12 protein-coding genes are annotated in these 12,961 nt (G+C 67.0%); 9 read left to right on the top strand and 3 right to left on the bottom strand.

The window, feature by feature from the left end:
• Window positions 1-54: 54 nt before the first annotated feature.
• From ACXI0U_RS14570 to nudC, 8 genes are all read left to right on the top strand, one after another.
• Window positions 55-819 carry a methyltransferase domain-containing protein gene (locus ACXI0U_RS14570; RefSeq protein ID WP_031288618.1) on the top strand — a complete coding sequence of 255 codons (765 nt, stop codon included), beginning with the start codon at window positions 55-57 and terminating at the stop codon, window positions 817-819.
• An 18-nt stretch (window positions 820-837) separates the two neighbouring features.
• On the top strand, window positions 838-1,263 hold the full coding sequence (gene rnhA, locus ACXI0U_RS14565) for a ribonuclease HI (RefSeq protein ID WP_371877105.1): 426 nt from the start codon (window positions 838-840) through the stop codon (window positions 1,261-1,263).
• A 59-nt stretch (window positions 1,264-1,322) separates the two neighbouring features.
• Window positions 1,323-2,063: a DNA polymerase III subunit epsilon gene (gene dnaQ, locus ACXI0U_RS14560; RefSeq protein WP_021221794.1), complete on the top strand. Its 741-nt coding sequence runs from the start codon at window positions 1,323-1,325 to the stop codon at window positions 2,061-2,063.
• 126 nt (window positions 2,064-2,189) lie between these two features.
• Complete coding sequence (locus ACXI0U_RS14555; protein ID WP_479550457.1) at window positions 2,190-4,445, top strand: Orn/Lys/Arg family decarboxylase; 2,256 nt, start codon at window positions 2,190-2,192, stop codon at window positions 4,443-4,445.
• Between the two features lie 15 nt (window positions 4,446-4,460).
• A complete protein-coding gene (locus ACXI0U_RS14550) occupies window positions 4,461-5,822 on the top strand; it encodes an amino acid permease (protein WP_479550456.1) in 1,362 nt (453 codons plus the stop codon).
• Between the two features lie 150 nt (window positions 5,823-5,972).
• Window positions 5,973-6,785, top strand: coding sequence for a crotonase/enoyl-CoA hydratase family protein (locus ACXI0U_RS14545; protein WP_021221791.1), 813 nt, complete (start codon window positions 5,973-5,975; stop codon window positions 6,783-6,785).
• Between the two features lie 39 nt (window positions 6,786-6,824).
• Complete coding sequence (locus ACXI0U_RS14540; protein WP_043243318.1) at window positions 6,825-8,504, top strand: FimL-related protein; 1,680 nt, start codon at window positions 6,825-6,827, stop codon at window positions 8,502-8,504.
• Window positions 8,504-9,337, top strand: coding sequence for an NAD(+) diphosphatase (nudC, locus tag ACXI0U_RS14535; protein WP_043243317.1), 834 nt, complete (start codon window positions 8,504-8,506; stop codon window positions 9,335-9,337). Before ACXI0U_RS14540 ends, nudC begins: the two co-directional genes overlap by 1 nt.
• On the opposite strand, the gene ACXI0U_RS14530 is transcribed toward nudC, so the two are convergent.
• Complete coding sequence (locus ACXI0U_RS14530) at window positions 9,314-10,090, bottom strand: TSUP family transporter (RefSeq protein ID WP_043243316.1); 777 nt, start codon at window positions 10,088-10,090, stop codon at window positions 9,314-9,316. The two genes, nudC and ACXI0U_RS14530, sit on opposite strands and share 24 nt — an antisense overlap.
• 99 nt (window positions 10,091-10,189) lie before the next feature.
• Between ACXI0U_RS14530 and ACXI0U_RS14525 the strand changes: the two genes are divergently transcribed.
• Window positions 10,190-10,840, top strand: a complete 651-nt coding sequence (locus ACXI0U_RS14525) for a hypothetical protein (RefSeq protein ID WP_479550455.1) — start codon at window positions 10,190-10,192, stop codon at window positions 10,838-10,840.
• 172 nt (window positions 10,841-11,012) lie between these two features.
• Here the strand turns inward: ACXI0U_RS14525 and ACXI0U_RS14520 are convergent, their stop codons facing one another.
• Together ACXI0U_RS14520 and ACXI0U_RS14515 are read right to left on the bottom strand one after the other, a co-directional pair.
• Complete coding sequence (locus ACXI0U_RS14520) at window positions 11,013-11,780, bottom strand: SDR family oxidoreductase (protein WP_184488019.1); 768 nt, start codon at window positions 11,778-11,780, stop codon at window positions 11,013-11,015.
• 25 nt (window positions 11,781-11,805) lie between these two features.
• A complete protein-coding gene (locus tag ACXI0U_RS14515) occupies window positions 11,806-12,876 on the bottom strand; it encodes a phosphotransferase family protein (protein ID WP_043243313.1) in 1,071 nt (356 codons plus the stop codon).
• Window positions 12,877-12,961 lie beyond the last annotated feature (85 nt).

The following is a 12,961-nucleotide window of genomic DNA, read 5'->3' as shown; positions in this document are numbered from 1 at the left end:
GTCGCCAATCAGTACGCAAAGGAGCATCTTAGGGCTCCCATGCAGGAGATTTCCATGACCGAGCAAGCCTTCGCCCAGGCCGATCCTGCCTGGATCGAGCTGATCGATGATGCCCGCGCCTGGTTCGAAGGGCCGCTCGGTGGCCTGATGCTGTTCGAGGAACAGCGCCTGCTGGAGGACGAACTGGCGCGCTACTTCGGTGGCTACCTGGTGCACTACGGCCCGCGCGCCGAGCTGCCGCCGGGCGCGAAGCAGATCCAGCGCAGCGTGCACCTGGGCGCGCCGCTGTCCGGCGTCGAGATCGTCTGCGAGGAAAATGCCTGGCCGCTCAGCGAGCACGCCGCCGATGTGGTGGTACTGCAGCACGGGCTGGATTTCTGCCTATCGCCCCATGGCCTGTTGCGTGAAGCCGCGCGCAGCGTGCGGCCCGGCGGGCACCTGCTGATCGTCGGGGTCAACCCCTGGAGCCCCTGGGGCCTGCGTCACTACTTCGCCGGTGATGCCCTGGGCAAGGCCCGCTGCATCTCGCCGACACGGGTTGCCGATTGGCTCAACCTGCTGGGCTTCGCGCTGGAGAAACGCCGCTTCGGGTGCTATCGTCCGCCGCTCGCTTCGGCAGCCTGGCAAACGCGCCTGGCACGGCTGGAGCGGTGGGGCGGTGCCGGGCAATGGTTCGGTGCCGGCTTCTATCTATTGGTGGCGCGCAAGCTGGTGGTCGGCCTGCGCCCGCTGCGTCCGGCCCGACGCGAGCCCATGGGCAAGCTGGTGCCGATGCCGGTGGCCAAGGTCAGCCGGCGCGATTCGAAACACGAGGCTTAAGTGACCGATCAAGTCGAGATGTACACCGACGGCGCCTGCAAGGGTAACCCCGGTCCCGGTGGCTGGGGCGTATTGCTCGTCTACAAGGGCGTCGAGCGCGAGCTCTGGGGTGGCGAGCGCGATACCACCAACAACCGCATGGAGCTGATGGCCGCCATCAGTGGCCTGGCCGAGCTCAAGCGGTCGTGCAAGGTGCGCCTGGTGACCGACTCCGAGTACGTGATGCGCGGCATCCGCGAATGGATGCCCAACTGGAAGAAGCGCGGCTGGAAGACCGCCGCCAAGCAGCCGGTGAAGAACGCCGACCTGTGGCAGATGCTCGACGAGCAGGTGAACCGCCACGAAGTGGAATGGCAGTGGGTCCGCGGCCACACCGGCCACCCGGGCAACGAGCGCGCCGACCAGTTGGCCAACCGGGGTGTCAGTGAGCTGAACGCCCGCTAGAATGCCGCCTGCGGCGTTCTTCCTTCTATATATAGAGCCACTCATTCACGGGCCCGAACATGCGTTATGTAGTACTGGATACCGAAACCACCGGCATGCCGGTGACCGATGCTCACCGCATCATCGAGATCGGCTGCGTCGAGCTGGATGGCCGCCGCCTCACGGGGCGTCACTTCCACTATTACCTGCAGCCCGATCGTGAAGTGGACGAGGGCGCCATCGCGGTCCACGGCATCACCAACGAATTCCTGGTGGGCAAGCCGCGCTTCAAGGACATCGCCGACGAATTCTTCGAATTCATCAAGGGCGCCGAGCTGATCATCCACAACGCGGCGTTCGACATCGGCTTCATCAACAACGAGTTCGCCCTGCTGGGCCAGAGCGATCGCTCCGACATCGCCGAGCACTGCGGCGTGCTCGACACCCTGATGATGGCCCGCGAGCGCCACCCGGGCCAGCGCAACAGCCTGGACGCCCTGTGCAAGCGCTACGACGTCGACAACTCCGGCCGCGACCTGCACGGCGCACTGCTCGACGCCGAGATCCTCGCCGACGTCTACCTGGCGATGACCGGTGGCCAGACCAACCTGTCCCTGGCGGGCGAGGGGGCCGACGATGGCGGTGGCCGCCCCGTGGCCAGCCCGATCCGTCGCATCAGCGGCCGTGCACCGGGCCGCGTGCTCCTCGCAACCGAGGAGGAGATCGCAGCCCACAAGGTGCGCATGGGCGTAATCGAGAAGTCCGCCGGCGCCCCGGCGCTCTGGGTGCAGATGGAGCAACCGGCCACGCCGGAAGCCTGAGTCGGCCGAATTCCAGAGGCGCGACCTTTTCGTACAGGCTGGGGCAACCGGGGTTCCGTCGACTCCGGTGAGCTTCTACCCTGAGGGCACAGGCGGGACCGACCCCGCCGCCCTCGGGAAGCCTGCATGTACAAAGACCTGAAGTTCCCCATCCTCATCGTCCACCGCGACATCAAGGCCGATACGGTCGCCGGTGATCGCGTGCGCGGCATCGCCCGCGAACTGGAGCAGGACGGTTTCGTCATCCTCTCCACCGCCAGTTCCGCCGAAGGGCGCATCGTCGCCTCCACCCACCACGGCCTGGCCTGCATCCTCGTCGCCGCCGAAGGGGCGGGCGAGAACCAGCGCCTGCTGCAGGACGTGGTCGAGCTGATCCGCGTGGCCCGGGTCCGTGCGCCGCAACTGCCGATCTTCGCCCTGGGCGAACAGGTGACCATCGAGAACGCCCCGGCCGAAGCCATGGCCGACCTCAACCAGCTGCGGGGCCTGCTCTACCTCTTCGAAGACACCGTGCCCTTCCTCGCCCGCCAGGTCGCCCGCGCCGCGCGCAACTACCTCGAAGGCCTGCTGCCGCCGTTCTTCCGCGCCCTGGTGGAACACACCGCGCAATCCAACTACTCCTGGCACACGCCCGGCCACGGCGGTGGCGTCGCCTACCGCAAGAGCCCGGTGGGGCAGGCCTTCCACCAGTTCTTCGGCGAAAACACCCTGCGTTCGGACCTCTCCGTCTCGGTGCCCGAGCTGGGCTCGCTGCTGGACCACACCGGCCCCCTGGCCGAAGCCGAGGCCCGCGCCGCGCGCAACTTCGGCGCCGACCACACCTTCTTCGTGATCAACGGCACCTCCACCGCGAACAAGATCGTCTGGCACTCCATGGTCGCCCGCGACGACCTGGTGCTGGTGGACCGCAACTGCCACAAGTCGATCCTCCACTCGATCATCATGACCGGCGCCATCCCGCTCTACCTGAGCCCCGAGCGCAACGAACTGGGCATCATCGGGCCCATCCCCCTGAGCGAGTTCAGCTGCGAATCCATCCAGGCCAAGATCGATGCCAGCCCGCTGGCCCGGGGCCGCGCGCCCAAGGTCAAGCTGGCGGTGGTGACCAACTCCACCTACGACGGCCTCTGCTACAACGCCGAGCTGATCAAGCAGGCGCTGGGCGACACCGTTGAGGTGCTGCACTTCGACGAGGCCTGGTACGCCTACGCCGCCTTCCACGAGTTCTACGACGGCCGCTACGGCATGGGCACGGCGCGCAGCGAGGAAGGCCCGCTGGTGTTCACCACCCATTCCACCCACAAGCTGCTGGCGGCCTTCAGCCAGGCCTCAATGATCCATGTGCAGGACGGCGGCGCCCGCCAGCTGGACCGGGATCGCTTCAACGAGGCGTTCATGATGCACATCTCCACTTCGCCCCAGTACGGCATCATCGCCTCGCTAGACGTCGCCTCGGCGATGATGGAAGGCCCCGCCGGGCGCTCGCTGATCCAGGAAACCTTCGACGAGGCCCTGAGCTTCCGCCGTGCCCTGGCCAACGTCTGGCAGACCCTGGATGCCAAGGATTGGTGGTTCGATATCTGGGAGCCGCCCCAGGTGGAAGGCGCCGAGGCAGTGGCCACCGGCGACTGGGTGCTGGAGCCCGGCGCCGACTGGCATGGCTTCGGTGAGGTGGCGGACGACTACGTGCTGCTCGACCCGATCAAGGTCACCTTGGTCACCCCCGGGCTAAGTGCCGACGGCAAGCTCGGCGAGCAGGGCATCCCTGCGGCGGTGGTGGGCAAGTTCCTCTGGGAGCGCGGCCTGGTGGTGGAGAAGACCGGCCTCTACTCCTTCCTCGTGCTGTTCTCCATGGGCATCACCAAGGGCAAATGGAGCACCCTGCTCACCGAGCTGCTGGAGTTCAAGCGCTCCTACGACGCCAACGCCCCGCTGACCAGTGCGCTGCCCTCGGTGGCCCGGGCCGATGCCGCCCGCTACCAGGGGCTGGGCCTGCGCGACCTCTGCGACCAGCTGCACGCCTGCTACCGCGACAACGCCACGGCCAAGGCCATGCGGCGCATGTACACCGCGCTGCCGGAGCTGGCCATCAAGCCGTCGGAGGCTTACGACAAGCTGGTGCGTGGCGAGGTCGAGGCGGTGCCCATCGAGCAGCTGCAAGGGCGCATTGCCGCAGTGATGCTGGTGCCGTACCCGCCGGGCATCCCGCTGATAATGCCGGGGGAGCGTTTCACTGCGCAGACCCGCTCGATCATCGACTACCTGGCCTTCGCCCGGACCTTCGACAGCGCCTTCCCCGGCTTCGATTCCGATGTCCACGGCCTGCAGCACGACGACAGCCCAATGGGGCGCTGCTATACCGTTGATTGCATAAGGGAGTGACGAGCCGGGGGCGCGATGAGTGAGCAGAAACCGGCGGGCAGGTCCGGCACCATGGGGTTCTGGACCTGCACCGCGCTGGTGGTGGGCAACATGATCGGCTCGGGGGTCTTCCTGCTGCCCTCCAGCCTCGCCGCCTATGGCGGGCTGAGCCTGTTCGGCTGGCTCATCTCCAGCACCGGGGCGGTGATCCTGGCGCTGACCTTCGCCCGCCTGGCCCGGCTCAACCCCGCAGCCGGCGGGCCCTACGCCTATACCCGTGACGGTTTCGGCGCCTTCGCCGGCTACCTCTGCGCCTGGACCTACTGGAAGGCCGCCTGGATCGGCAACGCCGCCATCTCGGTGACCCTGGTGGGCTACCTGCAGGTGTTCTTCCCCGCCCTGCGCGACCCGGTGCTGACGGTGACCACCGCCATCGGCGCCATCTGGTTGTGCACCCTGATCAACCTGCGTGGCATCGGCGCCTTCGGCCTGGCGCAGAACATCCTCACCGCCCTCAAGCTGATCCCGCTGCTGCTGGTGGGCATCCTCGGCTGGTTCTCCTTCCACCCGGAATACTTGCGCATCCCCGAGGTCAGTGAGCTGCCCTCGGGCTCCGGCGGCTACGCCAAGGCCATCGCCACCACCGCGGCGCTCACCCTCTGGTCCTTCATCGGCCTGGAGTCGGCGACCGTGCCGGCGGACCACGTGCGCGACCCCAAGCGCACCATTCCCCGCGCCACGGTGTTCGGCACCCTGGTCGCCGCCGCCGTCTACATCCTCTCCATCACGGCGGTGCAGGGCGTGCTGCCGCCCGAGGTGCTGATGCGCTCCACCGCGCCCTTCGCCGACGCGGCACGGGTGCTCATCGGCGACTGGGGCTACCACCTGGTGGCGGCCGGCGCGGTGATCGCCTGCCTGGGCGCGCTCAACGGCTGGGTGCTGCTGCAGGGGCAGATCCCCATGGCCACCGCACGCGACGGGCTGCTGCCCGAATCCCTGGCCAAGACCAACAAATACGATGTGCCGGCCAACGGCCTGCTGATTTCCGGCGTCCTGGTCACCGCGCTGGTGCTGGTGGACGGGCGTGGCGACCTGGTGGACGTGTTCAACGTGATCATCCTGCTCGGCACCATGACCGGCGTCGTGCCCTACGCCTTCTGTACGGCGGCGTTGCTGCAGCAGCTGGCGGTGCAGCCGGGGGCTTTCTCCGCGCGCGAACGCGGTCGGCTGGTGGCCATCGGCGTGCTCGGCTTCGTCTACTCGATCTGGGCGCTGTACGGCACCGGCGAGCAGGCGATCTTCTGGGGCTTCCTCGTGCTCATGGCCGGCATTCCGCTCTACACCTGGCGGCAATGGCGCAACCGGGTGCACCGTGATGCCCTGGCCACGCGCCTCTGAGCCCCGTTGCAAGCGGCTTCTATCTGCCATGGCGTGTCCTGCATCACAGAGGCCGTCTTCGACTTTTCACCCGCGCTTGTTATAGTTGCGGGGTTTATTCCCCAAGAATTTTCACGCATGCCAGCAGCAGAACTGGCGAGGATCGCGACGGTGTCCGACTACAAAGCTTTTCGTGTAGAGCTGACAGACAAGATTGCCCATGTCGAGATCAATCGCCCCGAAAAGATCAACGCGATGAACGCCGATTTCTGGACGGAAATCATCGATATCTTCCGTTGGATCGACGAAACCGATGAAGTCCGCGTGGTGGTGCTGTCCGGCGCCGGCAAGCACTTCTCCTCGGGCATCGACCTCATGCTGCTGGCGTCGGTCGGCACCCAGCTGGGCAAGGACGTGGGCCGCAACGCCCAGACCCTGCGCCGCAAGATCCTCGAGCTGCAGGCCTCGTTCAATGCCGTGGACAACTGCAGCAAACCGGTGCTCGCCGCCATCCAGGGCTACTGCCTGGGCGGCGCCATCGACCTGATCTCCGCCTGCGACATGCGTTACGCCACCCCCGATGCGCAGTTCTCCATCAAGGAGATCGACATCGGCATGGCCGCTGACGTCGGCACCCTGCAACGCCTGCCGCGCATCATCGGCGACGGCATGATGCGTGAGCTGGCCTTCACCGGTCGCACCATCGATGGCGAGGAAGCCCGCGCCATCGGCCTGGTCAACCGCACCTACGCCGACCGTGATGCGCTGCTGGAAGGCGTCTTCGCCCTGGCGCGCGAGATCGCCGCCAAGTCGCCGGTCGCCGTGCGCGGTACCAAGGAAATGATTCGCTACATGCGCGACCACCGCGTGGACGATGGCCTGGAATACATCGCCACCTGGAACGCAGCGATGCTGCAGTCCGCCGACCTGCGTGTGGCCATGGCCGCCCATATGAACAAACAGAAGCCGGAATTCGCCGACTGATGCTGTACGAGAACTCCGCGCGGGAGGCGCGCTAGACGCATGGTCACTGGAGCCACTTCCCTGAGCCTGGTGCGCGACGAGCTGTTCGCCACCATTGAACAGGCCGAACAGAGCCTCGAGCAGTTCATCGTCGAACGCGAGAACGGCAGCCTGCTGCAACAGGCTGTGGAAAGCCTGCAGCAGGTGCGCGGCACCCTCAACCTCATCGAACTCACCGGCGCCGAGCTGCTGGCCCAGGAAGTCCTGGACCAGGCGACCGACATCCCGGCCGGGGCCGGTGAAGAGCGCGACAGCCAGCTGGCCGCGCTCGCCAATGCGCTTTACGTGCTGCGCCGCTACCTGGAAAACGTCGACGCCCACCGCCAGGAAATGCCCGAGCTGTTGCTGCCGGCGATCAACGACCTGCGCCAGGCCGCCAACCAGCCGGCCCTGCCGGAGAGCTTCTTCTTCAGCGTGCGCCTGGACCAGGCGCGTGTGCCTGCTGCCGCCAACCTCCCCGAGACCGGCGCCCAGGACCTCCTGGCTCGTCGCCTGCGGCAGATGTACCAGGTGGGCCTGCTCGGCTTCATCCGTGAACAGAACCCCCAGGCCAGCCTCAAGCTGATGGGCCGCGCCCTCGGTCGCCTCGACAGCCTCTACGCCATCGACCCCCGTGCGCGCCTGTGCTGGATCGGCGCCGCCGCCGTGGAAGCGGTGCTGGACGGCCAGCTGCTGCCGCGCAAGGCACGCAAGCAGCTGTTCTCGCGCATCGACCGCGAGCTCAAGCAACTGCTCGCCAATGAGCTCTACGAAGCGCCGCGCAACCTGCAAAAGGAACTGCTCTACCTCGTCGCCCTGGCCGATAGCCAGGGGCCGCGTGCCAGTGAGCTGCGTAGCGTCTTCGGCATGACCGCGCTGCCCTTCACCGACCACCTGCTGGAAGAGGAATACCAGCGTCTGGCCGGCCCGGGCCAGGCCGTGATGCGCTCCCTGTCCTCGGCCATCCGCGAGGAGCTGGCCAGCGTCAAGGACGTGCTCGACCTCATCGAACGCGGCACCGCCCAGGTGGAAAGCTTCGGCAGCCTGCACGCCCTGCTGGGCAAGCTGGCCAAGACCCTCGGCATGGTCGGCCAGACTTCCGCCGCCAACGCCCTGCATGCGCAGCTGCCGGTGGTCGCTGGCTGGAGCGAGCAATCGCCGGCCGCCCCCGAATCCCTGCACAAGCTGGCCGATGCCGTGCTCTATGTCGAAAGCATGGTGGCCGACCTCGAGCGTGGCGAGCGTCGCGAGAACCGCCAGGCGGCGGCCCAGGCGATGACCGAATCGGAGTCCTTCGCCCAGCACCAGCTGACCGAAGCGCGCATCGTGGTCATCGACGAAGCCCAGGCCGGCCTGGCCATGGCCAAGCGCGCCATCACCGCGTACCTCGAATCCAATGGCGACAAGTTGCACCTGGCCAACGTGCCCCTGACCCTGCAAGCCGTGCGTGGCGGCCTCTGGTTCCTCGGCCAGGAGCGCGCGGCGGTGCTGGTAGGCGCCTGTGGCGACTTCATCCAGAAAGACATGATCGAAGCGCCGCAGATGCCCTCCGAGCAACTGCTGGAAACCCTGGCCGACGCCCTCACCAGCCTCGAGTACTACCTCGAAGGCGGCGGCGTACTGCGCCCCGATGCCCAGCCGAGCGTGCTCGACCTGGCCGCTGAAAGCGTCCGCGCACTGGGCCTGTCGGTGGCGGCCTGATGGCCACCGAACGCTGGCAGCCCAGCCTGCTCGATGCCAGCCGCGCCGGTGGCTGGGCCCTGGCCCACTGCCGTCAGCAGTTCCTGGCCGATGGCAATGGCGTGCTGTTCCCCCGGGAATGGCTGAAGCGCCAGGATCTGCCGATCCTCTCCGAACACGGCATCGGCCACTTCGATGGCGATGAAATCTACCTGCTGGAGCTGGCGAGCACCGCCGATGTGCCCGGCAGCGCCTGGGTCGGCCTGCGCCAGTTGATGATGCAGGGCGACCCGGACACCTTCCGCATGCTCGGCTTCGCCACCCAGATCGGCACCTGGGCCGACCAGCAGCGCTTCTGCGGCAGCTGTGGCGCGCGCATGCGCCAGGTCGCCGGTGAGCGGGCCATGCACTGCGAAAGCTGCGGCGTGCACCATTACCCGCGCCTGTCGCCGAGCATGATCGTGCTGGTGACCCGTGGTGACGAGCTGCTGCTGGCGCGCTCGCCGCGCTTCGTCAGCGGCGTCTACAGCACCCTGGCCGGTTTCGTCGAGCCGGGCGAGTCGGTGGAGCAGTGCGTGGCGCGCGAAGTGCGCGAGGAAGTCGGCGTGGAAATCGCCATGCCGCAGTACATCGCCAGCCAGAACTGGCCTTTCCCCCATTCGCTGATGCTCGGCTTCCACGCCGAATACGTCAGCGGCGATATCGTCCCGCAGCCGGGCGAGATCGAGGACGCCCAGTGGTTCTCCATCCACGACCTGCCGCCGCTGCCGGCGAGCAAGTCCATCGCGCGCTACCTGATCGACCTCTACCTGGCGCGCCGCCTGGGTCACTCAGAACCAGTGCTGCCAGGCTAGCCGCGCGGTCAGCGCCAACACCACGCAGATGAACACCGGGCGGATGAACTTCGCCCCGCCGCTGATGGCCGTGCGTGCGCCGAGGAAGGCGCCCGCCATCAGCGCGATGCCCATGCTGATGCCCAGCAGCCAGGCCACCTGGCCACCCACCACGAAAACCGCAAGGGCGACGCCGTTGCTGACGAAGTTCATCGTCCGCGCCACACCGCTGGCACGCACCAGGTCGAGGGGGTACATCAGCAGGCTGCTGACGGTCCAGAAGGCGCCGGTGCCGGGGCCGGCGACGCCATCGTAGAAGCCCAGGCCCAATCCCTGGGGCCATTGGCGGCCACGGGGAATGGGTGCGTCGACGGCGTGCTGGGCATCCGGCACCTTGCCGAACAGCAGGTACAGGCCGCAGCCGAACACCACGGCGGGAAGCATCTGGTTCAGCCAGTGGGCCGGCAGCCAGTGGGCGATCACCGCGCCTATGGCCGCGCCCAGGGCGGTGGCGATCAGCGCGCTGCGCCACTTGGCCGGCTCGAACAGCTTGCGTCGGTAGAAGGTATAGCTGGCGGTGGCCGAGCCGAAGGTGGCGCACAGCTTGTTGGTGCCCAGTACCAGGTGCGGCGGCAGCCCGGCGGTGAGCAGGGCGGGGATGGTCAGCAGGCCGCCACCGCCGGCGATGGCGTCGATGAAACCGGCGAGGAACGCGACCGCCGCCAGCACCAGAAGGGTGACGGGGTCGACGGCGAAGTCGAGAGGGAAGGGCATAAATGCTCGATCTGTGTCCGATTGCGCAGCGCGGCAACTGGTCGCTGCGCCGGGAGGTCCGCATAATGCCGGCTATTTTGCACAGAAGGAAAGGGTTCCATGCAGTATGACGGCCTGGCCTGGGGCATCGCCCTGCTGGCTCTGATTGCCGCGGTTGTGGCCGCGCGCATCCTCTTCGATCGCAGCTGGTTCCTCGGTTGGTTGCGCGGCACCCTCGGCCTGGGCTTCCTCGCCCTGGCGCTGCTGGTGGGCACCGTGGCCTGGGACCTGACCCGCTACGAGCCCCTGCACCCCGACAAGCCCATCGTCACCCTCAACTTCAAGGCCCTGGGCCCGCAGCGCTACGAAGTGACCCTGCTCGAAGGCGGTAACGAGCGCACGGTGTTGCTGGATGGCGACCTGTGGCAGCTGGATGCGCGGATCTTCCGCCTCAAGGGCCTGGCCGAGCTGATCGGCCTGCAGCCGGGCTACCGCCTGGAGAAGCTCTCCGGGCGCTTCCTCGCCATCGAGGAGCAGCAACTGGCCCAGCACGCCGAAGCCGAGCTGGCCGCCAGCCCCTATGGCATCGACCTGTGGCGCTGGCTGCGGCTCAACCAGCGCGACCTGTTCCTGTTCGACCCCCAGGCGCAGCGGGTGACCTACCTGCCCATGGCCGACGGCGCGGTCTACTCCGTCAGCCTCTCGCCCACCGGTTTGCTGGCCCAGCCACTCAACCCGGTCGCCACCCAGGCGCTCAAGGACTGGCGCTGATCGCGAAGGGTGGCGCCGAGCGCAGCCAGGCCCAGCGTGCATGGGTCGGCTTCGCTGCGTTGGGCTTCGTGCCTCAGCCCAACCTGCAGGTCGCCCAGCGTCCACTAGGGCGTCCTGACGCAGAAAAGAAAAAGGGAGCCATTAGGCTCCCTTTTTCATGGGCGGGGTTTCCTCAGGAGAGGAAGCCGCCGTCCACGTTCAGCGCCACGCCGGTGGTGTAGCTGGAGGCGTCGCTGGCGAGGTAGAGCACGGTGCCGGCCATTTCGCTCGGGTCAGCCACGCGCTTCAGCGGAATGCGCTGCAGGGCGACGTTGAGGATGGCGTCGTTCTTGGTCAGGGCCGAGGCGAACTTGGTGTCGGTCAGGCCCGGCAGCAGGGCGTTGCAGCGGATGCCGAACTGCGCGCATTCCTTGGCGAAGACCTTGGTCATGCTGATCACGGCAGCCTTGGTCACCGAGTAGATGCCCTGGAACTCGCCCGGGGAGACGCCGTTGATGGAGGCGACGTTGATGATGCTGCCACCGCCGTTCTGCTTCATCAGCTTGCCGCCTTCGATGGACATGAAGTAGTAGCCGCGGATGTTCACGTCGACGGTCTTCTGGAAGGCCGACAGGTCGGTGTCCAGCACGTTGCAGAACTGCGGGTTGGTGGCGGCGTTGTTGACCAGGATGTCGAGGCGGCCGAACTGCTCGCGGATCTGCGCGAAGACGCTCTGGATCTGCTCCATCTCGCCGATGTGGCAGGCGATGGCGGTGGCCTTGCCACCCTCGGCGACAATGGCGTCGGCGACGGCCTGGCAGCCGTCGATCTTGCGGCTGGAGACGATCACGTGGGCGCCCTGCTGGGCCAGCAGCTTGGCGATGGCCTCGCCGATGCCACGGCTGGCGCCGGATACGAAGGCGATCTTGCCGTCGAGGTCGAACAGGTGGGTCTTGGACATGGGGTTCCCCTTGTTGTGAGCCGTGTTACAGCCGTGATTTGCCGATGACCTGCAGGCTCATCTGCTCCAGCAGCTTGTTCATGTGGATGAACTGTGCGAAGCGCTTGTCCTGGGTCTGGCCGTGGAAGAAGCGGTAGTAGATTTGCTGCACGATGCCGGCCAGGCGGAACAGGCCGTAGGTGTAGTAGAAGTCGAGGTTGGTGATCGGCGGCAGGCCGGCGCGCTCGGCGTAGTAGTCGGCGAACTCCTGGCGGCTGAGCATGCCCGGCAGGTGGCTGGGCTGGCGGCGCATCAGTTGCACCGGGGCCGGGTCGGCGGCTTCGATCCAGTAGGCGAGGGTGTTGCCCAGGTCCATCAGCGGGTCGCCGATGGTGGTCAGCTCCCAGTCGAGCACGCCGATGATGTTCATCGAGTTGGCCGGGTCGAGGATCACGTTGTCGAAGCGGTAGTCGTTGTGCACGATCGCCGGCTTGTGGTGGTCGGCGGGCATCTTCTCGCGCAGCCAGGCCTTGACCGGCTCCCAGGTGGGGGCGTCGGGGGTCAGGGCTTTCTCGTAGCGGTCGCTCCAGCCGGAGATCTGGCGCTGCACGTAGCCTTCCGGCTTGCCCAGGTCACCCAGGCCGCAGGCGTTGTAGTCGACGTTGTGCAGCTCGACGAACTTGTCGATGAAGCTCTTGCACAGCGCGCGGGTCTTGGCTTCGTCGAGGCCCAGCTCGGCCGGTACGTCGGCCCGCAGGATCACGCCCTTGACCCGGTCCATCACGTAGAACTCGGCGCCGATCACCGACTCGTCGGTGCAGTGCACGTAGGCTTTCGGGCAGTAGGGGAAGCCGTCGTTGAGCTGGTTGAGGATGCGGAACTCGCGGCCCATGTCATGGGCGGACTTGGCCTTGTGGCCGAAGGGCGGGCGACGCAGGACGAACTCGCGCTCCGGGTATTCCAGCAGGTAGGTCAGGTTCGAGGCACCACCGGGAAACTGGCTGATGCGCGGCGTACCGGTCAGGCCGGGGATGTTGGCCTTGAGGTAAGGATCGATGGCCGCGGCGTCGAGCTCTTCGCCTTCGCGGATGCGGGTGGACTGATCAGTAAGCGTCATGCTTATCCCTTCTACTTATGATGAGGGCCCGAGACTATTCGCTAATCTAATGCCGCCCGGATGGCGTCACAAGGGCGAAGGGCCG

Source organism: Pseudomonas sp. C9D1, from assembly GCF_056491235.1.
This window is presented reverse-complemented; position numbering and strand designations above follow the sequence as displayed.

Bases quoted from the DNA above. Each gene is read 5' to 3' on its own strand.
- ACXI0U_RS14515 (WP_043243313.1), bottom strand. From the start codon at position 12,876: ATGACGCTTACTGATCAGTCCACCCGCATCCGCGAAGGCGAAGAGCTC.
- nudC (WP_043243317.1), top strand. From the start codon at position 8,504: ATGGCCACCGAACGCTGGCAGCCCAGCCTGCTCGATGCCAGCCGCGCC.
- dnaQ (WP_021221794.1), top strand. From the start codon at position 1,323: ATGCGTTATGTAGTACTGGATACCGAAACCACCGGCATGCCGGTGACC.
- ACXI0U_RS14555 (WP_479550457.1), top strand. From the start codon at position 2,190: ATGTACAAAGACCTGAAGTTCCCCATCCTCATCGTCCACCGCGACATC.
- ACXI0U_RS14530 (WP_043243316.1), bottom strand. From the start codon at position 10,090: ATGCCCTTCCCTCTCGACTTCGCCGTCGACCCCGTCACCCTTCTGGTG.
- ACXI0U_RS14570 (WP_031288618.1), top strand. From the start codon at position 55: ATGACCGAGCAAGCCTTCGCCCAGGCCGATCCTGCCTGGATCGAGCTG.
- rnhA (WP_371877105.1), top strand. From the start codon at position 838: ATGTACACCGACGGCGCCTGCAAGGGTAACCCCGGTCCCGGTGGCTGG.
- ACXI0U_RS14550 (WP_479550456.1), top strand. From the start codon at position 4,461: ATGAGTGAGCAGAAACCGGCGGGCAGGTCCGGCACCATGGGGTTCTGG.
- ACXI0U_RS14540 (WP_043243318.1), top strand. From the start codon at position 6,825: ATGGTCACTGGAGCCACTTCCCTGAGCCTGGTGCGCGACGAGCTGTTC.
- ACXI0U_RS14520 (WP_184488019.1), bottom strand. From the start codon at position 11,780: ATGTCCAAGACCCACCTGTTCGACCTCGACGGCAAGATCGCCTTCGTA.
- ACXI0U_RS14525 (WP_479550455.1), top strand. From the start codon at position 10,190: ATGCAGTATGACGGCCTGGCCTGGGGCATCGCCCTGCTGGCTCTGATT.